The sequence below is a fragment of the Pandoraea sp. XJJ-1 genome (genome assembly GCF_026802345.1).
In the GTDB taxonomy this organism is placed as follows: Bacteria; Pseudomonadota; Gammaproteobacteria; order Burkholderiales; family Burkholderiaceae; genus Pandoraea; species Pandoraea cepalis.
The window spans coordinates 1,005,327-1,024,903 of record NZ_CP113827.1 but is presented as its reverse complement, the minus strand read 5'-3'; the positions used below and the strand labels follow the sequence as shown (position 1 = coordinate 1,024,903).

Sequence of the window (19,577 nt, the reverse complement as noted above, 5' to 3'; positions counted from 1 at the left end):
ATAGGGTTTACCCTAAATTGCCGCATCATGGAGGGCAGTCCATGATGAACCCGGTCTAAGGCTACGGTTCCATCGATCGCAGCATGACTTCCCCCAAGTGCCTTCGCGGGGTATTTTTGCTCCCCGCCACCGCGTTGCTGTCCGGTTGCAATACCGTATTGATGTCGCCCTCGGGTGATCTTGCGGTAAGGCAGCGGGACATCATCATCATTTCCACTGTCCTGATGTTGCTGATCATCGTTCCGGTGATCGTGCTGACACTGGTCTTCGCATGGCGTTACCGAGCGTCGAACAAGCGTGCCATCTACACGCCCGAATGGGATCACTCGACGCTGCTCGAACTGCTGATCTGGGCCGCGCCGCTGCTGATCATCATCGCGTTGGGCGCGCTCACCTGGGTCAGCACGCACAAGCTGGACCCCTACCGGCCGCTTGAGCGCATCGACGCCAAACGCGAGATCCCCCCCGACACGCGCCCCCTCACGGTGCAAGTGGTCGCCATGGACTGGAAGTGGTTGTTCTTCTATCCCGATCTGGGCATTGCGACCGTCAACGAACTGGCCGCCCCCGTCGATCGGCCGATCCGATTCGAAATCACATCGACGACGATGATGAATTCGTTCTTCGTGCCCGCCCTGGCCGGACAGATCTACGCGATGCCGGGCATGGAAACGAAGCTGCATGCGGTCATCAACAAGCCCGGGATCTATGACGGCTTCTCCGCGAACTTCAGCGGCGCGGGCTTCTCGGGCATGCGCTTCAAATTTCACGGACTGTCGGCAGACGGTTTCGACGCGTGGGTCAAACAGGTCAAGGCGCGCGGCGACAACCTCACGCGCGACAAGTACGAGGCCCTCTCCCAGCCGAGCGAATGGGTGCCCGTCCACTACTACGGCGACGTGGCGCCCAATCTTTATGACGCGATTCTGAACCGCTGCGTGCAACCCGGGCAGACCTGTCTGAAGGACATGATGGATCAGCCCAATCATCCGCGCGCCAGCCGGGCGCGCACAGGAACGTCCGAGTCGTTGCTCGCCGACGCGATGTGCACGGCGCAAAACACCGTGCAGTTCGCGTCCGACACTCGGCACGCCCCCGGCGAGAGACGTACGCAGTGACGCATACCGCGCCCAACCGTCGACAATGATGCGCCTTGTGCGCGATTGATCCCAGGCTCGAGCTTATGGACATCGTCAAGTTGATCTTCGGCCGCCTCACGCTCGAGGCGATCCCGTACCACGAACCGATTCTCGTTGCGACCTTTGCCGGGGTAGCGTTCGGAGGCATCGTCGTACTGAGCGCCATCACCTACTTCAAGTTGTGGGGATACTTGTGGCGCGAGTGGTTCACGAGCATCGATCACAAGAAGATCGGCATCATGTATGTGATCCTGGGCATCGTCATGCTGTTGCGCGGCTTTGCCGACGCCGCGATGATGCGCATGCAGCAGGCGATCTCGTTTGGCGACAACATGGGGTATCTGCCGCCGCACCACTACGATCAGATCTTCACCGCGCACGGCGTGATCATGATCTTCTTCGTGGCAATGCCGCTGGTGACTGGCCTCATGAACTTCGTGGTGCCGCTGCAGATCGGCGCGCGCGACGTGGCGTTCCCGTTCCTCAACAACTTCAGCTTCTGGATGACGACCAGCGGGGCCATGCTCGTAATGCTCTCGCTCTTCGTCGGCGAATTCGCAGGCACTGGGTGGCTGGCTTACCCGCCGTTATCGGGCATCCTGCAGAGCCCTAACGTCGGGGTCGATTACTACATCTGGGCACTGCAGATCGCCGGGATCGGCACCCTGCTCTCGGGGATCAATCTGCTCGTGACCATCGTGAAGATGCGCGCCCCCGGCATGACGATGATGCGCATGCCGGTCTTCACATGGACCTCGCTGTGCACGAATGTGCTGATCGTGGCTGCCTTCCCGGTGCTGACTGCCGTGCTCGCCCTGCTGGCGCTGGATCGCTACGCCGGCACCAACTTCTTCACGAACGATCTCGGCGGCAACGCCATGATGTACGTGAACCTGATCTGGATCTGGGGCCACCCCGAGGTCTACATTCTCGTGCTGCCCGTGTTCGGCGTGTTCTCCGAGGTGGTCGCCACCTTCTCCGGCAAGCGCTTGTTCGGCTATGCGTCGATGGTCTATGCGACGGTCGTGATTACGGTGCTGTCGTACCTCGTGTGGCTGCACCATTTCTTCACGATGGGCTCCGGCGCGAGTGTGAACTCGTTTTTCGGCATCACTACGATGATCATCTCGATACCGACCGGCGCGAAGATTTTCAACTGGCTGTTCACCATGTATCGCGGGCGCATCCACTTCGAAGTGCCGATGCTGTGGACGGTCGGCTTCATGGTGACGTTCGTCATCGGCGGCATGACCGGCGTGCTGCTCGCCGTGCCGCCGGCCGACTTCTCGCTGCATAACGGCCTGTTCCTGATCGCTCACTTCCACAACGTGATCATCGGCGGCGTGATCTTCGGGGTCATGGCGGCAATCACCTACTGGTTCCCCAAGGCCTTCGGCTACCGGCTCGATCCGTTCTGGGGCAAGTGCTCGTTCTGGTTCTGGTTCATCGGCTTCTACGTCGCCTTCATGCCGCTGTACCTGCTGGGCCTGATGGGCGTGACCCGTCGCGTGAGCCACTTCGACGACATGTCGCTGCAAATCTGGTTCCAGATCGCCGCCGTGGGGGCACTGCTCATCGCCATCGGCATTGGATGCTTCATCGTCCAGCTCGTCGTGAGCTTCATCCGCCGCGAGCAACTGCGCGACGACACGGGCGACCCGTGGAATGGCCGCACACTGGAATGGTCGACGTCGTCCCCCCCGCCGGCCTACAACTTCGCCTTCACGCCGATCATTCACGACAACGACGCCTGGTGGCAGATGAAGCAGCACGGCTTCAAGCGTCCGGAGCACGACTTCATTCCGATCCACATGCCGAAGAACACGGGCGCGGGCATCATCCTCGCGGGGCTTGCGACGGTATGCGGCTTCGGGCTCATCTGGCACATGTGGCTGGTGGTGATCGTGGCGTTCGTGGCGCTGCTGGCGACCGCCATCGGCCACACGTTCAACTACCACCGCGAGTACTACATCCCGGCCGATCAGGTCGAACAAACGGAGGCAGCGCGCACGCGCCTGCTCGCGCAGCATGTCTGATACGACGGCACCCTTCCCGGCCGGTGGCGCCCCGCTCGGGGCCCACACGCCCAGCGCGCCGCACGACGGCGAGTTGAAGTTCATGATGACGAGCGACTACCACCCGCCCAACGGGACGCTGCTCGGCTTCTGGGTCTACCTGATGAGCGACTGTCTCGTCTTCGCCTGCCTGTTTGCGGCGTATGGCGTACTCGGGCGCAACTACGCAGGCGGGCCGACCGGTGCGGAGTTGTTCGAACTGCCGCTCGTAGCGGTGAATACGACCTTCCTGCTGCTCTCGTCGATCACCTATGGCTTTGCGATGATCGAGATGCAGCGGCGACGCCAGGGCGCGGTGCTCGTCTGGCTCGCGGTCACCGGCGTTCTCGGTGCGGCGTTTCTCTCGCTGGAACTCTACGAGTTCGCGAACCTCATTCACGAGGGAGCGGGGCCCTGGCGCAGCGCGTTCCTGTCTTCGTTCTTCACGCTGGTGAGCACCCACGGGCTGCACGTCACGTTCGGCATCGTCTGGCTCATCACCCTGATGGTGCAGGTCGGCAAGCATGGCCTCACCGCGCCCAACCGCCGCCGGCTCATGTGCCTGTCAATGTTCTGGCACTTTCTCGACGTGGTGTGGATCGGCGTCTTCACGTTTGTCTATCTGATGGGAGTGCTGCCGTGAGCACCCACGACTCGACCCTGCACAATGCCGACGGGCACGGCCACGATCACGATCACGACCATGGCGACGAAGGACCGCACAGCACCCTGCGCGGGTATGCGACCGGCTTCATCCTGTCGGTCATTCTCACCGCCATTCCCTTCTGGTTCGTGATGGGCGGTGTATTCGAGAAATCGAGTACCACCGCGATCATGATCCTGTTCCTGGGCGCCATTCAGATCGTCGTGCATATGATCTACTTCCTGCACATGAACGGGCGCTCCGAAGGCGGCTGGAACCTGTTGTCGTTGATTTTCACGATCGTGCTGGTCGTGATCACGCTGTCGGGTTCGCTATGGGTGATGTATCACCTGAACCAGAACATGATGGCGGGTATGATGCAGGATACGAAAAACCTCCCTTGAACGGCACTTCCCTTGAGCAGCAATCGACTTCATGACTCGGGGGGCGCACAGCGTCCCCCGCGCACTTCCGGCGCGCCCGCCCGCCCGTCTCCCCTTCGACTGATCATCCTTGGCGTTATCACGTTGGTGCTGGTCAGCGTCTTCGTCTCGCTCGGGACCTGGCAGCTTCATCGCCGCGCCTGGAAGCTCGATCTGATCGAGCGTGTGAATTCGCGCGTGCATGCGCCGCCCACCCCGGCGCCCTTGCGTGGCCAGTGGGCCTCGGTCAACGCGGCCGCGGATGAGTATCGCCACGTCTCGCTCAGCGGCACGTACCAGTTCGACAAGGACACGCTCGTGCAAGCCGTCACCGATCTGGGCGGCGGGTTCTGGGTGCTCACGCCGTTGCGCACAGCAGATGGCGGCGAAGTGCTGATCAACCGCGGCTTTGTTCCGCCGGGCTGGAAGGAATCCGTGCCGGCCGTCCCGGCGGGTGAGGTCACCGTCACCGGTCTGCTGCGCATGCCCGAGCCGGGCGGCGGATTCCTTCGCAAGAATGCGCCGTCGGAGAACCTCTGGTACTCGCGCGACGTCGCGGCCATTGCGACCGCGCGCGGACTAACGAGCGCCGACGTGGCGCCCTTCTTCGTCGATGCCGACGGCAAGCCGGGCGCAGATGCAAGCCGCGCGCTCGTCAGCGGCGATGCTGAAGCCGTCACCGGCCGGGCACCGGCACTCGACTACCCCGTGGGCGGGCTCACCGTGGTGCAGTTCCCGAACAACCATATGAGCTATCTGCTGACGTGGTACGCGCTGGCGATCATGTCGGCCGTGGCCGGCGGGTTCGTCATCCGACTCGAACTCCGTAAGGGCGGCTAGTCGAAGGCCCTGCGGCCGCGACGCGGTCTCGTGTCGCATCCTTCCGAAATCGCGTTCACGACAACGTGGTGACAGCGCAACAGCTGCCAGGCGGAACCTCATCGTTTCAACCGGTTCCGCCTGCCGATCTGCCTCGATTCCCGCAGCGACCGCCCATCCACATCTGACCCCATATAGCAACAAGCGCTTGTCGGCAATGACAAGCGGGCACTTCCGCGGAATGTCCAGAGCCACTCGATCTCGCAATGTGGCCCGTCACGCGGACGTGTGAGACATCATTCCCTAATTAGCCGATATGCGTTAACGTTCCATGGTCGACGGAACTGTTACGCATGCCGAAACCAAGGCAGCGGAGACGTCGCCCCGCAACCGTGCCAGCCTCAGGTGCGCCGCGCGGGCGAGCTGCTGGTCGTGCGTCCGTCGCCAGCGAAGTTGAAATTTCCCCCTATCTCGCTCAAACAAGAACATTTAAAGACGATGAAAAATCCAACCTTATCCAAAGCGTTTTTGGCGACAGCGCTGAGCTGTGCGTTGTTCAACGTTCACGCGGCCTCGCAGGCACCGGTCGGTGCCGAGAACGGCATGGTGGTCACCGCCCAGCACCTGGCGTCGAAAGTCGGCGTGGACGTGCTCAAGGCCGGTGGCAATGCCGTCGACGCGGCCGTGGCCGTGGGATATGCGCTCGCCGTGGTATATCCGGCAGCCGGGAATCTCGGCGGCGGCGGTTTCATGACGATCCAGCTTGCGGACGGCCGCAAGACCTTCCTCGATTTCCGCGAGAAGGCCCCGCTGGCCGCGACGGCTAACATGTATCTCGACAAAGACGGCAACGTCATCAAGGGTGCCTCGACCACGGGCTATCAGGCAGTGGGCGTACCCGGCTCCGTGTCGGGCATGGAATACGCCCGTGAAAAGTATGGCACCAAGACTCGTGCGCAACTGATCGCGCCCGCCGTCACGCTGGCGGAAAAGGGCTTCGTGCTCGATCAGGGCGACGTCGACATGCTTTGGACGGCGACCAAGAATTTCGAGAGCGACCGCGCCAATTCGGGCGCCATCTTCCTGAACAAGGGCCAGCCGTTCCAGCCAGGCGAACGCCTTGTGCAGAAGGATCTTGCACGTACGTTGAAGCTGATCAGCGCGAAGGGTACCGACGGTTTCTACAAGGGAGAGGTCGCCAACAAGCTGGTGGCGTCGATGAAGGCGGGGGGCGGCATCATCACCCAGGCCGATCTCGATCAGTACAAGACGCGCGAACTGGCGCCGGTCGAGTGCGACTATCGCGGCTATCACGTGGTCTCTGCCCCGCCGCCCAGCTCGGGCGGCGTGGTGATCTGCGAGATCATGAATATCCTCGAAGGCTACCCGATGACCGAGCTGGGGTATCACTCGGCGCAGGGGGTGCATTACACCATCGAGGCGATGCGCCACGCGTACGTCGACCGCAACAGCTATCTGGGCGATCCCGATTTCGTGAAGAACCCGATTGCCCACCTGCTCGACAAGCAATACGCGGCCAAGATTCGCGCGGCCATCAACCCGCAGAAGGCGGGTATCTCACAGGAGATCAAGCCGGGGGTGGCGCCGCATGAAGGCAGCAACACCACGCACTACTCGATCATCGATCGCGACGGCAACGCGGTGTCGGTCACCTACACGCTCAACGACTGGTTCGGCGCAAAGGTGATGGCCAACGGCACGGGCGTCATGCTCAACGACGAAATGGACGACTTCACCGCCAAGGTGGGCGTGCCGAACCTGTATGGCCTGATCCAGGGCGAAGCGAACGCCATCGGCCCGGGTCGTCGTCCGCTGTCGTCGATGAGCCCGACCATCGTCACGAAGGATGGCAAGCCGGTCATGGTCGTTGGCACGCCGGGCGGTAGCCGCATCATCACGGCCACCCTGCTCACGATGCTCAACGTCATCGACTACGGCATGAATCTGCAAGAAGCCGTGGACGCCCCGCGCTTCCACCAGCAGTGGATGCCGGAGGCGACCAACATCGAGCGGTTCGCCCTGAGCCCCGACACGCAGAAAATCCTCGAAAGTTGGGGTCAGAAGTTTGCCGGCCCGCAACCGGCGAACCACGTCGCCGCCATTCTCGTGGGCGCGCCGTCGCTGGGCGGCAAACCGATCGGGAAGAACCGCTACTATGGCGCGAACGATCCGCGTCGCAACACGGGACTCGCGCTCGGTTATTGATTGAGGGCGTGTGATCCAAACGACATTGGGATCGAAGGAATTGATGGGGCCGCGCGCGCGGCCCCATTTTTTATGGATGCCGTCTGCGAACGTGTGTGTCGCAGCGTCTTCGTACCCCGAGAGTTAGACATTTGTAACATTTTGTAATGCGTCGTTTGAACGCTCAGGAACTCCTCGCGCGCGTAACGTCCAACAGGTTTCCCGTGTATTTCGCCTGCATCGCGTGCGGTGGCTGCTGCCGCGAGTTGCCTTGTTGTGTGCACATGTCGACCGTATCTTCTGACTATGGAACCGCGTGAAGATGTCTGCCCTGTGGTACCCATTGTTTAGCTCGTCGTTGCCTCGTCTTCGTCGCCTCCCTCGCCGCCCTCGTCTCTCCCGGTTCCCTCGTCTGACGCCACGCATCGTCGCGCTCGCTCGCCTGGCGCTCTTTGGCTTGACGCTGCTCGTTGCCGGGATGCCAGTCAGCGATGCGCTCGCGGTGACCAGCCATCATTCGGGTCATGGCAAGCGCCACCTCCAACCGGCGAAGCACAAAAAGATGGCAGCAAAGACGACGTCGAAGCCCGCGCGTCGGAAAGCAACGGCTGCGCGTGCGCCGCACCATCGATCGGCACATCATCGGGCAAAGACCCATGCAGGCCGTAAAGCGGCGAAACCTGCGCGTCGGGCGCAGACGACGGTGAAGCATCGGGCTAATGCTACGCGGCAGCATGCGACGCCGAAAGTGTCGAGAGCAGCGGGAGCGGTGCGCACTGCTGGCGCGGTAACGAACGCGACCGCGCGCGTGCACACTGCTGCCAAACCACGCCTGCTCGCACGGTGCGGCTTCACGCCGGCATCACGCAAGCGGCTTTTCTCGCGCGCCGTTTATATTGTCGACGAGAATACCAAAACGCCGCTCTTCTCCCTCAACGCCAATCAAGTGCGCCCGATCGCCTCGCTGTCGAAGCTGATGACGGCAGTCGTCTGGCTCGATAGTGGACCGGCCATGCGTGCCCCCCTCACGGTCACGAATGCGGATCTCGATACGCTCAAGTTCAGCCATTCACGTCTGGCGGTAGGCTCGACGCTTTCGCGCGCCGACATGCTCCACATCTCGTTGATGGCGTCGGAAAACCGTGCTGCTGCCGCATTGAGCCGCGACTATCCGGGTGGACGTCCAGCCTTCATCTCCGCCATGAATCGCAAGGCACGCGCCTTGAACATGCCCAACACGCGTTTCGCGAACTCGACCGGGCTATCACCGAACAATGTATCGACGGCGCGCGAACTGGCGCGTCTGGTACGGGCGTCGAACGCGTATCCGCTGATCCGTCGCTATTCGATTGATCATCAGCAACGGGTGAATACGGGCAAGGGACAGTTGCAGTACGTCAATACAAACCGTCTGGTGCGCTACGGGAAAGTGGATGCAAGCGTCCAGAAGACCGGCTTCATTAACGAATCGGGGCATAACATGGTGATGCGCGTGCTTGTGCACAAACGGCGTCCCGTGATCGTGACGATGCTTGGCAGCGACACGCCGGAAGGCTCCCGCCTCGATGGCGTGCGCATCGCCCATTGGTTGTCGTGCTCGTTGCGATGACGCGCGGCACGGGGCGTGTGAAGGCGCACGCTTCAACGGCGCACGTATCGCTCATTGGTTGTCGTACTCGTTGCGACGACGCGCGGCACGCGCGTGTGAAGGCGCCCACCTCAACGACGTCACTGTCTATCGGTTGTCATGCTCGTTACGACGACACGCGTGTGATAACTGGCGCGGTTGGCATATCTAAGTGAGACGGCACCTTGGCGTCTGCGGGTGGTCCAGCGTCCTGATACGTCAGTCGCGCGAGGCCATGCGCGGGCGATAACGCTGTTCGATCACCCAGCGCATTGGGACAGTCGAGGCGCCCCATTTCGGCAACGGCATCCACCGAAGACCGTCCGGCGAACTGGTTCCGAAATGGTGGATTGGTGGATTGGTCATGGGAATGTCAGCCAGATCAAGCTGCCCCGTCACGACCTGGGCATCGAGCCACGCGGGCGCTCCGGTGCTGGGCATTATCGCCGTGGACACGACCTTGGCATCGAGCCAACGCAGCCACGCCGGCGCTGGGCATTACCGACGTGGACACGACCATGGCATCAAGCCATGCAGGCGCTCCGGCGCTGGGCGTTATCGCTGTCGACACGACCATGTCATCGAGCCGCGCAGCCGCGCCAGAGCTGGGCGTTATCACCGGGGAAAAGCAAAAACCCCTTGCTACACGAGTTAGCAAGGGGTTTTTAGGGGGAGCCTGACGATTACCTACTTTCACACGGGTATCCGCACTATCATCGGCGTGGAGTTGTTTCACGGTCCTGTTCGGGATGGGAAGGGGTGGTTCCAACTCGCTATGGTCATCAGGCATAACTTGTATGTTCTGCTGAGCGGGGCTCAACAAAACCAATTTGGAAGAAGCGTAGTACTACATTGGTTGGGTTGTGAGTTGTATCGGCACACTGCACGACACTCACACCAGGAAAAACACACTGGTTATAGGATCAAGCCTCACGGGCAATTAGTATCAGTTAGCTTAACGCATTACTGCGCTTCCACACCTGACCTATCAACGTCCTGGTCTTGAACGACCCTTAAGGGGAATCGAGTTCCCAGGGAAGTCTCATCTTAAGGCGAGTTTCCCGCTTAGATGCTTTCAGCGGTTATCTCTTCCGAACATAGCTACCCGGCGATGCCACTGGCGTGACAACCGGTACACCAGAGGTTCGTCCACTCCGGTCCTCTCGTACTAGGAGCAGCCCCCTTCAAACTTCCAACGCCCACGGCAGATAGGGACCAAACTGTCTCACGACGTTTTAAACCCAGCTCACGTACCTCTTTAAATGGCGAACAGCCATACCCTTGGGACCGGCTACAGCCCCAGGATGAGATGAGCCGACATCGAGGTGCCAAACACCGCCGTCGATATGAACTCTTGGGCGGTATCAGCCTGTTATCCCCAGAGTACCTTTTATCCGTTGAGCGATGGCCCTTCCATACAGAACCACCGGATCACTATGACCTGCTTTCGCACCTGCTCGACTTGTCAGTCTCGCAGTTAAGCACGCTTTTGCCATTGCACTATCAGCACGATTTCCGACCGTACCTAGCGTACCTTCGTACTCCTCCGTTACACTTTGGGAGGAGACCGCCCCAGTCAAACTGCCTACCATGCACTGTCCCCGATCCGGATTACGGACCTAGGTTAGAACCTCAAACAAACCAGGGTGGTATTTCAAGGACGGCTCCACAGAAACTAGCGTTCCTGCTTCAAAGCCTCCCACCTATCCTACACAGACCGGTTCAAAGTCCAATGCAAAGCTACAGTAAAGGTTCATGGGGTCTTTCCGTCTAGCCGCGGGTAGATTGCATCATCACAAACACTTCAACTTCGCTGAGTCTCGGGAGGAGACAGTGTGGCCATCGTTACGCCATTCGTGCAGGTCGGAACTTACCCGACAAGGAATTTCGCTACCTTAGGACCGTTATAGTTACGGCCGCCGTTTACCGGGACTTCAATCAAGAGCTTGCACCCCATCATTTAATCTTCCGGCACCGGGCAGGCGTCACACCCTATACGTCCACTTTCGTGTTTGCAGAGTGCTGTGTTTTTATTAAACAGTCGCAGCCACCAGTTTATTGCAACCCTTTCACCCTCCTGGCGCAGGCCAGTCAAGCTACAAGGGCGTACCTTATCCCGAAGTTACGGTACCAATTTGCCGAGTTCCTTCTCCCGAGTTCTCTCAAGCGCCTTAGAATACTCATCTCGCCCACCTGTGTCGGTTTGCGGTACGGTCTCGTATGACTGAAGCTTAGAGGCTTTTCTTGGAACCACTTCCAATTGCTTCGTACCCGAAGGTACTCGCCCCACAGCCTTGAATTACGCGCCCGGATTTGCCTAAGCGCCTTCTCCACTGCAGGGACCGGGACTTCCAACACCCGGACAACCTTCCGCGATCCGTCCCCCCATCGCATCATACGACGGTGCAGGAATATTAACCTGCTTCCCATCAGCTACGCATCTCTGCCTCGCCTTAGGGGCCGACTCACCCTACGCCGATGAACGTTGCGTAGGAAACCTTGGGCTTACGGCGAGGGGGCCTTTCACCCCCTTTATCGCTACTCATGTCAGCATTCGCACTTCTGATACCTCCAGCATCCTTCACAAGACACCTTCACAGGCTTACAGAACGCTCTCCTACCATGCGAGCAAGCTCGCATCCGCAGCTTCGGTATATTGCTTAGCCCCGTTACATCTTCCGCGCAGGACGACTCGATCAGTGAGCTATTACGCTTTCTTTAAAGGGTGGCTGCTTCTAAGCCAACCTCCTGACTGTTTTAGCCTTCCCACTTCGTTTCCCACTTAGCAATATTTAGGGACCTTAGCTGGCGGTCTGGGTTGTTTCCCTCTTGACACCGGACGTTAGCACCCGATGTCTGTCTCCCGTGATTGCACTCTTCGGTATTCGGAGTTTGCTATGGCGAAGTAATCCGCAATGGACCCTTCAACCATGACAGTGCTCTACCCCCGAAGGTGATACACGAGGCACTACCTAAATAGTTTTCGGAGAGAACCAGCTATTTCCAAGTTTGTTTAGCCTTTCACCCCTATCCACAGCTCATCCCCTAATTTTTCAACATTAGTGGGTTCGGTCCTCCAGTACGTGTTACCGCACCTTCAACCTGGCCATGGATAGATCACTTGGTTTCGGGTCTACACCCAGCGACTGAACGCCCTATTCGGACTCGCTTTCGCTACGCCTTCCCTATTCGGTTAAGCTTGCCACTGAATGTAAGTCGCTGACCCATTATACAAAAGGTACGCAGTCACCCCTTGCGAGGCTCCTACTGTTTGTATGCATGCGGTTTCAGGATCTATTTCACTCCCCTCCCGGGGTTCTTTTCGCCTTTCCCTCACGGTACTGGTTCACTATCGGTCGATTACGAGTATTTAGCCTTGGAGGATGGTCCCCCCATCTTCAGACAGGATTTCACGTGTCCCGCCCTACTTTTCTCAAGCTTAGTTCCACACCAGGGTTTTCTCATACGGGGCTATCACCCACTATGGCCGGACTTTCCATTCCGTTTTGATAACACCGGTGCTAAATCTTGAAGGCTGGTCCCATTTCGCTCGCCACTACTTTGGGAATCTCGGTTGATTTCTTTTCCTGCAGCTACTTAGATGTTTCAGTTCGCCGCGTTCGCTTCACTAGACCTATGTATTCAGTCTAGGATGACCCAAAGGGCCGGGTTTCCCCATTCGGACATTTGTGGATCAAAGCTTATTTGCCAGCTCCCCACAACTTTTCGCAGGCTATCGCGTCCTTCATCGCCTGTAATCGCCAAGGCATCCACCACATGCACTTATTCGCTTGACCCTATAACGAGTGTGTCTTCTCGATCATCGTTTGCGCTTTGGCGCTTACGAGGATCCGATGCAGAGCACCGACTCTTTATAGGTTGAGTTTTCGCGTTGTGCCGTATTCCAAGTCATCTTTCGATCACTTAAATACTAGTTGATACAATCACAACCCGTACAATTTCCACGCGCCATCTCTAACGCGCTTCCGTTGTACTACTACTTCTTCCAAATTGTTAAAGAACAAATACTGCATGACATTGCTGTCATTCAAAAACATTCACACTTGGGGATTTACCACAGACGTAAAAGCTTTTGACTGACATCGATGTGCGATCTAAGGAATTGGTGGAGGCAGACGGGATCGAACCGACGACCCCCTGCTTGCAAAGCAGGTGCTCTCCCAGCTGAGCTATGCCCCCCAAATCAGTCTGATGCGGCGTTACAAAAAACCTTGCATACCGATGTATGCGGCGGCCTTTTGTGCCTTGCCTCAGCCAGATTTCTTTCTACCAGGCGTCGGTGGAAAGAGTTTGGTGGGTCTGGAAGGACTTGAACCTTCGACCCCCGCCTTATCAAGACGGTGCTCTAACCACCTGAGCTACAGACCCGACTTAGATCTACGCAGTCAACAACCGATAAGCGTGAACACTCAACTTCCAGTGCATGCTCTAGAAAGGAGGTGATCCAGCCGCAGGTTCCCCTACGGCTACCTTGTTACGACTTCACCCCAGTCATGAATCCTGCCGTGGTAAGCGCCCTCCTTACGGTTAGGCTACCTACTTCTGGCAAAACCCACTCCCATGGTGTGACGGGCGGTGTGTACAAGACCCGGGAACGTATTCACCGCGACATGCTGATCCGCGATTACTAGCGATTCCAGCTTCACGCAGTCGAGTTGCAGACTGCGATCCGGACTACGATCGGTTTTCTGGGGTTAGCTCCACCTCGCGGTTTGGCAGCCCTCTGTACCGACCATTGTATGACGTGTGAAGCCCTACCCATAAGGGCCATGAGGACTTGACGTCATCCCCACCTTCCTCCGGTTTGTCACCGGCAGTCTCCCTAGAGTGCTCTTGCGTAGCAACTAAGGACAAGGGTTGCGCTCGTTGCGGGACTTAACCCAACATCTCACGACACGAGCTGACGACAGCCATGCAGCACCTGTGTTACGGTTCTCTTTCGAGCACTCCCACCTCTCAGCAGGATTCCGTACATGTCAAGGGTAGGTAAGGTTTTTCGCGTTGCATCGAATTAATCCACATCATCCACCGCTTGTGCGGGTCCCCGTCAATTCCTTTGAGTTTTAATCTTGCGACCGTACTCCCCAGGCGGTCAACTTCACGCGTTAGCTTCGTTACTAAGGAAATGAATCCCCAACAACTAGTTGACATCGTTTAGGGCGTGGACTACCAGGGTATCTAATCCTGTTTGCTCCCCACGCTTTCGTGCATGAGCGTCAGTATTGGCCCAGGGGGCTGCCTTCGCCATCGGTATTCCTCCACATCTCTACGCATTTCACTGCTACACGTGGAATTCTACCCCCCTCTGCCATACTCTAGCCTTGCAGTCACGAATGCAGTTCCCAGGTTAAGCCCGGGGATTTCACATCCGTCTTACAAAACCGCCTGCGCACGCTTTACGCCCAGTAATTCCGATTAACGCTTGCACCCTACGTATTACCGCGGCTGCTGGCACGTAGTTAGCCGGTGCTTATTCTTCCGGTACCGTCATCCCCCCGAGGTATTAACCCAGAGGATTTCTTTCCGGACAAAAGTGCTTTACAACCCGAAGGCCTTCTTCACACACGCGGCATTGCTGGATCAGGCTTTCGCCCATTGTCCAAAATTCCCCACTGCTGCCTCCCGTAGGAGTCTGGGCCGTGTCTCAGTCCCAGTGTGGCTGGTCGTCCTCTCAGACCAGCTACAGATCGTCGCCTTGGTGAGCTTTTACCCCACCAACTAGCTAATCTGACATCGGCTGCTCTTGTAGCGCGAGGCCCGAAGGTCCCCCGCTTTCCTCCTCAGAGCGTATGCGGTATTAATCCGGCTTTCGCCGAGCTATCCCCCACTACAAGGTACATTCCGATGTATTACTCACCCGTTCGCCACTCGCCACCAGGTGCAAGCACCCGTGCTGCCGTTCGACTTGCATGTGTAAGGCATGCCGCCAGCGTTCAATCTGAGCCAGGATCAAACTCTTCAGTTTAAACCTGTTACTGTTTTCGGTTTTTCGTGATAAATCACTCGAACCGGTCGCTCTCAAAGTATGCTGACAAGTTAATTACTTAACTTACCTATTACTTATGTGAGCCTCAATAAATTTAAAGCTTATCTGCCGAAGCAGACGCACTATTCATCGAGTGCCCACACTTATCGGTTGTCTAGTTTTTAAAGATCAATCGCATCGAACTTCGCTTCGTCGCACACTTACCGCGCCGTCGCTTCGTTTTCTGCGTCGCTGCATCTGCAGCAGAGAAGCAAGATTATGTCGCAGCTTCTCGTCGTCGTCAACAGTTTTTTTCGCCTTCTTCGCTCGTCGCCGTAGCAACTCACCAGCTCCAAAACCACCAACCACCGGGCTTTCCAGCCCGCCGCCCCCACCGCTTCGCCGCTTTCGCTGCGTCGCCGTCGTTGCGAGAGACGGAATATTAGACAGGTTCGACCAACCGCGCAAGCCCTTCGTGAAACTTTTTTGAAGGCGGCGACGCGTCCCTGCCGTTTAGCGCCGTGTTCGATGCTCGACACGCGCCTCACCAACGAAAAATGCTTGCACGCCGGAACGGTCTACAAGTGATCCGCAGCCGCGTAGCGCGACGTCGTCCCATGCCATCTTTCTATATATATGGATCGGCTGGTCGCGTCGCCGCTGGAGATGGCGGGATAAATTTCCGGCAAATAACGATGCGCCAAGCGCATACGACGCCCCGGTCGCCCAGTTGAGCGTCGAGCCGTCGATCTGTCGGGAGTTGGCGCGCCAGGAATCGATGCGTCCGGAGACGGGGCAACAAGATATGAAGGTGCGCGAACCGCGCGCCGTCGATCAGGCGGTCTCTCGGCGATTTCGGCCAATACCGCCGTGATAAAGCGCTGGGGACGTCATGCCTAGCTTGTGCGCCATGATGACGAGATCCGCAAAGGAGCGGGCTTCCATTTTGCGCATGGCATTGCCGCGATGAATCTTGACAGTGACTTCGCTGATGCCCAACTCGTCCGCAATATGTTTGTTCATGCGGCCCGCCGCGACCAATGCCATCACCTCGCGCTCGCGCGGCGAGAGCCGCTGCGCCCGGTCGGCGACGGTCGTGCTCACTTTCTCGCGTGCGAGGCGCAGACGATCCTGCGCGAGCGCGGCGCCCACAGCATCAAGCAACACGCCTGCGCCAAACGGCTTGGTGAGAAAGTCGACCGCCCCCGCCTTCATGCCCTGGACGCTCGTCGCCACATCCGCGTCATCGGCGATGAAGACCACCGGGATCGGATCCCGCATCGCGACAAGGGCGCGCTGCAAAGCCAACCCGCTCCCGACCACATCGAAATCCATATCGACCACAAGGCACGCAGGCCCAGCAGCACGTTCGCTCGCAAGGAACGATGCCCCGCACGCAAAGCCGCGCGCACATACGCCGGCGGCGAAGAGCTGCGCGCAAAGCGTGTCTCTGCTCGCCGGTTCGTTGTCGACGACGTAGACGGTCGCGGTATCGTTATCCGAAAGCCCGTTCATGCGGATAGGCAGTGTCATGATTCAGTGCGGACGAGTATACGATAGCAGCGAGACATATCGTTCGACGCCATAGAAAAGCACGAACGTCCGCGCTATTCTCGGTAAACATTGCCGGACGGACTGCGTCAGAAAGGGGATGACGGACGCTAATACGAAGAGACGATAGTCCGAGCAACATGAACGGCATAGGCTTCGGAAGATCTGCCGCCGTGGCATCACCCCCATGTCCGCATTACCACCGGAGCCCCTCATGTCGAATCCCAAGCTCGAAGTCCTCACCCCGCAAAACAGCCAGCTCATCTTCATCGATCATCAACCGCAGATGGCCTTCGGCGTTCAGTCGATGGATCGTCAAGCACTCAAGAACAACGCGGTCGGTCTGGCCAAAGCCGCGCGCATCTTCAATATTCCGACGACGATCACGACCGTGGAGACTGAATCGTTCTCGGGCTTTACCTATCCGGAACTGCTCGACGTCTTCCCGAACCAGAAGTTGCTGGAACGCACCTCGATGAACTCGTGGGATGACCAGAAGGTGCGCGACGCCCTCGCCGCCAACGGTCGCAAGAAGGTCATCGTCTCTGGCCTGTGGACCGAAGTCTGCAACACCACATTCGCGTTGTGCGCGATGCTTGAAGGCGGCTACGAGATCTATATGGTTGCCGATGCGTCGGGCGGCACCTCGAAGGAAGCTCACGACTATGCGATGCAGCGCATGGTGCAGGCGGGTGTCGTGCCCGTGACGTGGCAGCAGGTGCTGCTCGAATGGCAACGAGATTGGGCACATCGCGACTCGTACGATGCCGTGATGAAGCTCGTCAAGGAGCATTCCGGTGCCTACGGTATGGGCGTCGACTACGCCTACACGATGGTCCACAAGGCGGCGCAGCGCACCGCAACGCCGCACGACGCCATCCCGGCCGTGCCCGCTCGCTGACAGGAGGGACGCCATGTCCGCCCCCACCCCCGATCTGATTCTCATCAACGGCAAGTTCGCCACGCTCGATCGCGCCAATCCGCAGGCGGATGCCGTGGCGCTCACCGGCGGGAAGTTCACTGCCGTGGGCACACGCGACGACGTGATGCGTCTGGCCGGCAGCGGCACCGAGGTCATCGACCTGCGGGGCCGCCGCGTCATCCCGGGACTGATCGACAGTCATATGCACATCATCCGGGGCGGTCTCAACTACAACATGGAACTGCGCTGGGACGGGGTTCGCTCGCTGGCCGACGCCATGCGCATGTTGAAGGCGCAAGTCGACCGTACGCCTGCGCCGCAATGGGTTCGGGTGGTGGGTGGGTTCACCGAGCATCAGTTCGCCGAGAAGCGTCTGCCGACGATCGACGAACTGAATGCCGTTGCCCCCGATACGCCAGTGTTCATCCTGCATCTGTATGACCGTGCGATTCTCAACGGCGCAGCCCTTCGTACGGTGGGCTATACGAAAGACACGCCCAACCCGCCGGGCGGGGAGATCGTGCGCGACGCGTCGGGCAATCCGACCGGGCTGCTGCTGGCCAAGCCGAACGCGACCATTTTGTATGCCACGCTCGCCAAGGGCCCGAAGCTGCCCCCGGACTATCAGAAGAACTCGACGCGCCACTTCATGCGCGAGGTCAACCGGCTCGGCGTGACGGGCGTGATCGACGCGGGCGGCGGGTTCCAGAACTACCCCGAGGACTACGACATCATCGAAGCGCTGCATCGCGAGGGACAGCTCACGGTGCGCCTCGCCTATAACCTGTTCACGCAGAAGCCCAAGGCCGAACTTGAGGATTTCAGTCAGTGGGTCAAGCAAGTCAGCCCCGGCCAGGGCGACGATCTCTATCGTCACAATGGCGCGGGCGAGATGCTCGTGTACACGGCCGCCGATTTCGAGGACTTTCGCGTCGAGCGGCCCGAGATGCCACCATCGATGGAAGGTGATCTCGAGCCGGTCGTGCGGCTGCTTGCGGAAAACCGCTGGCCGTGGCGTCTGCATGCCACCTACGACGAGACCATCTCCCGCGCGCTCGACGTCTATGAAAAGGTCGCGAAGGATGTGCCGTTCGACGGCCTGCATTGGTTCTTCGATCACGCCGAGACCATCAGCGATCGCAACATCGATCGCATCGCGGCCCTGGGCGGCGGCATTGCCGTGCAGCACCGGATGGCCTATCAAGGCGAGTACTTCGTAGAGCGCTATGGCGCGCGTGCGGCCGAAGCCACACCGCCGATCCGCCGCATGCTGGAGCGCGGCGTGAAGGTCGGCGCAGGGACGGACGCGACGCGGGTCGCCTCCTACAACCCGTGGGTCTCGCTTTACTGGCTCGTGACGGGCAAGACCGTGGGTGGGCTGCGCCTGTCCGCGCCGGGCAACCTGCTCGATCGCGACGATGCGTTGCGCCTTTGGACGGAAGCCAACGCATGGTTCTCGTCTGAGGTTGGCAAGAAGGGGCAGATCAAAGTGGGGCAACTCGGCGATCTGGCGGTGCTCTCCGACGACTACTTCAGCGTGCCTGAAGACGAAATCCAGGACATTACGTCGGTGCTTACATTGCTGGGCGGAAAGGTTGTCTACGGCGACGGCGACTTCGGCGGCCATGCCCCGGAAATTCCGCCGGCCATGCCGGACTGGTCGCCGGCACGGCATGGCGTGGGCTACTCGCCTCGCCAGCCGCAAGTGCTTAACGTGAGCGTGAGTTGTGCATGCGCGACGTCGTGCGGGGTACATGGTCATGCGCATGCGAGGGCGTGGTCGTCCAGTGTGCCGGCGTCTGACGAAAGCGGCTTCTGGGGTGCGCTCGGCTGCTCGTGCTGGGCGTTCTGATCGTTCGGACGGTTCGGAGAATCCTCATGAAGCTATATCTCGTATCGCTCGGCGTCGGCGTGCTCGTCGGCATCATTTACGGCGGTCTCGGCGTGCGTTCCCCGGCACCGCCGGCTGTCGCGCTCATCGGGCTGCTCGGCATGCTGATCGGCGAACAGGTCGTACCGCCGGTCAAGCGACTGCTCGCTGGCGAGCCGGTCAATCTCGTCTGGTTCCATCGCGAATGCGTGCCGAAGATCACCGGCTTGCCCGGGCCAGTGGCGCAACCGACGAAGGAAGCTGCCGAGAGCGACTCGCGCAAGGCTTGATCTGTCGTCGGAGAGGGATAGGTCGCTTGTTGGCGCCCGGCGGGTAACG

The 19,577-nt window shown here is 59.3% G+C and carries 12 protein-coding genes, 2 tRNA genes and 3 rRNA genes; 10 read left to right on the top strand and 7 right to left on the bottom strand.

Annotated elements, in window-relative coordinates; genetic code table 11:
* Positions 1–83 precede the first annotated feature (83 nt).
* The 7 genes from cyoA (at position 84) to OYT13_RS04695 (ending at position 8,891) form a co-directional block, all read left to right on the top strand.
* Positions 84–1,118, top strand: coding sequence for a ubiquinol oxidase subunit II (gene cyoA, locus OYT13_RS04725; RefSeq protein ID WP_268567342.1), 1,035 nt, complete (start codon positions 84–86; stop codon positions 1,116–1,118).
* Between the two features lie 65 nt (positions 1,119–1,183).
* Complete coding sequence (gene cyoB / locus OYT13_RS04720) at positions 1,184–3,175, top strand: cytochrome o ubiquinol oxidase subunit I (RefSeq protein ID WP_261939164.1); 1,992 nt, start codon at positions 1,184–1,186, stop codon at positions 3,173–3,175.
* On the top strand, positions 3,168–3,836 hold the full coding sequence (gene cyoC / locus OYT13_RS04715) for a cytochrome o ubiquinol oxidase subunit III (protein WP_017233202.1): 669 nt from the start codon (positions 3,168–3,170) through the stop codon (positions 3,834–3,836). The genes cyoB and cyoC overlap by 8 nt, the downstream gene beginning before the upstream one ends.
* Positions 3,833–4,240, top strand: coding sequence for a cytochrome o ubiquinol oxidase subunit IV (cyoD, locus tag OYT13_RS04710; RefSeq protein WP_017233201.1), 408 nt, complete (start codon positions 3,833–3,835; stop codon positions 4,238–4,240). The genes cyoC and cyoD overlap by 4 nt, the downstream gene beginning before the upstream one ends.
* A 12-nt stretch (positions 4,241–4,252) precedes the next feature.
* Positions 4,253–5,098: an SURF1 family protein gene (locus tag OYT13_RS04705; RefSeq protein ID WP_369751564.1), complete on the top strand. Its 846-nt coding sequence runs from the start codon at positions 4,253–4,255 to the stop codon at positions 5,096–5,098.
* Between the two features lie 582 nt (positions 5,099–5,680).
* Positions 5,681–7,303 carry a gamma-glutamyltransferase gene (ggt, locus tag OYT13_RS04700; protein ID WP_232424580.1) on the top strand — a complete coding sequence of 541 codons (1,623 nt, stop codon included), beginning with the start codon at positions 5,681–5,683 and terminating at the stop codon, positions 7,301–7,303.
* A gap of 787 nt (positions 7,304–8,090) precedes the next feature.
* Positions 8,091–8,891: a serine hydrolase gene (locus OYT13_RS04695; RefSeq protein WP_315973449.1), complete on the top strand. Its 801-nt coding sequence runs from the start codon at positions 8,091–8,093 to the stop codon at positions 8,889–8,891.
* Between the two features lie 237 nt (positions 8,892–9,128).
* On the opposite strand, the gene OYT13_RS04690 is transcribed toward OYT13_RS04695, so the two are convergent.
* From OYT13_RS04690 to OYT13_RS04660, 7 genes are all read right to left on the bottom strand, one after another.
* Positions 9,129–9,350: a hypothetical protein gene (locus tag OYT13_RS04690; protein WP_268567341.1), complete on the bottom strand. Its 222-nt coding sequence runs from the start codon at positions 9,348–9,350 to the stop codon at positions 9,129–9,131.
* Positions 9,351–9,583: 233 nt separating this feature from the next.
* Positions 9,584–9,696: ribosomal RNA gene (gene rrf, locus OYT13_RS04685) — 5S ribosomal RNA — on the bottom strand.
* Positions 9,697–9,828: 132 nt separating this feature from the next.
* Positions 9,829–12,706, bottom strand: a 23S ribosomal RNA gene (locus OYT13_RS04680).
* A gap of 327 nt (positions 12,707–13,033) precedes the next feature.
* Positions 13,034–13,109, bottom strand: a tRNA-Ala gene (locus tag OYT13_RS04675).
* 112 nt (positions 13,110–13,221) lie between these two features.
* A tRNA-Ile gene (locus OYT13_RS04670) sits at positions 13,222–13,298 on the bottom strand.
* Positions 13,299–13,362: 64 nt separating this feature from the next.
* A 16S ribosomal RNA gene (locus OYT13_RS04665) occupies positions 13,363–14,895 on the bottom strand.
* The 16S, 23S and 5S rRNA genes sit together here with 2 tRNA genes alongside, the layout of an rRNA operon.
* Positions 14,896–15,729: 834 nt before the next feature.
* A complete protein-coding gene (locus tag OYT13_RS04660; protein ID WP_198288634.1) occupies positions 15,730–16,428 on the bottom strand; it encodes a response regulator transcription factor in 699 nt (232 codons plus the stop codon).
* Positions 16,429–16,660: 232 nt separating this feature from the next.
* On the opposite strand from OYT13_RS04660, the gene OYT13_RS04655 reads away from it, so the two are divergent.
* From OYT13_RS04655 to OYT13_RS04645, 3 genes are read left to right on the top strand one after another with little or no spacing between them, the layout of a single operon-like run.
* Positions 16,661–17,347 carry a hydrolase gene (locus tag OYT13_RS04655; protein ID WP_017231634.1) on the top strand — a complete coding sequence of 229 codons (687 nt, stop codon included), beginning with the start codon at positions 16,661–16,663 and terminating at the stop codon, positions 17,345–17,347.
* 13 nt (positions 17,348–17,360) lie between these two features.
* Positions 17,361–19,220, top strand: a complete 1,860-nt coding sequence (locus tag OYT13_RS04650; RefSeq protein ID WP_268567340.1) for an amidohydrolase — start codon at positions 17,361–17,363, stop codon at positions 19,218–19,220.
* A 26-nt stretch (positions 19,221–19,246) separates the two neighbouring features.
* Positions 19,247–19,528, top strand: a complete 282-nt coding sequence (locus OYT13_RS04645; RefSeq protein WP_017231632.1) for a XapX domain-containing protein — start codon at positions 19,247–19,249, stop codon at positions 19,526–19,528.
* Positions 19,529–19,577: the final 49 nt, after the last annotated feature.

Excerpts from the sequence above, each read along its gene's own strand:
- cyoA (WP_268567342.1), top strand. The coding sequence starts at position 84 with ATGACTTCCCCCAAGTGCCTTCGCGGGGTATTTTTGCTCCCCGCCACC.
- cyoB (WP_261939164.1), top strand. The coding sequence starts at position 1,184 with ATGGACATCGTCAAGTTGATCTTCGGCCGCCTCACGCTCGAGGCGATC.
- cyoC (WP_017233202.1), top strand. The coding sequence starts at position 3,168 with ATGTCTGATACGACGGCACCCTTCCCGGCCGGTGGCGCCCCGCTCGGG.
- ggt (WP_232424580.1), top strand. The coding sequence starts at position 5,681 with ATGGTGGTCACCGCCCAGCACCTGGCGTCGAAAGTCGGCGTGGACGTG.
- OYT13_RS04690 (WP_268567341.1), bottom strand. The coding sequence starts at position 9,350 with ATGCCCAGCACCGGAGCGCCCGCGTGGCTCGATGCCCAGGTCGTGACG.
- OYT13_RS04660 (WP_198288634.1), bottom strand. The coding sequence starts at position 16,428 with ATGACACTGCCTATCCGCATGAACGGGCTTTCGGATAACGATACCGCG.
- OYT13_RS04655 (WP_017231634.1), top strand. The coding sequence starts at position 16,661 with ATGTCGAATCCCAAGCTCGAAGTCCTCACCCCGCAAAACAGCCAGCTC.
- OYT13_RS04650 (WP_268567340.1), top strand. The coding sequence starts at position 17,361 with ATGTCCGCCCCCACCCCCGATCTGATTCTCATCAACGGCAAGTTCGCC.
- OYT13_RS04645 (WP_017231632.1), top strand. The coding sequence starts at position 19,247 with ATGAAGCTATATCTCGTATCGCTCGGCGTCGGCGTGCTCGTCGGCATC.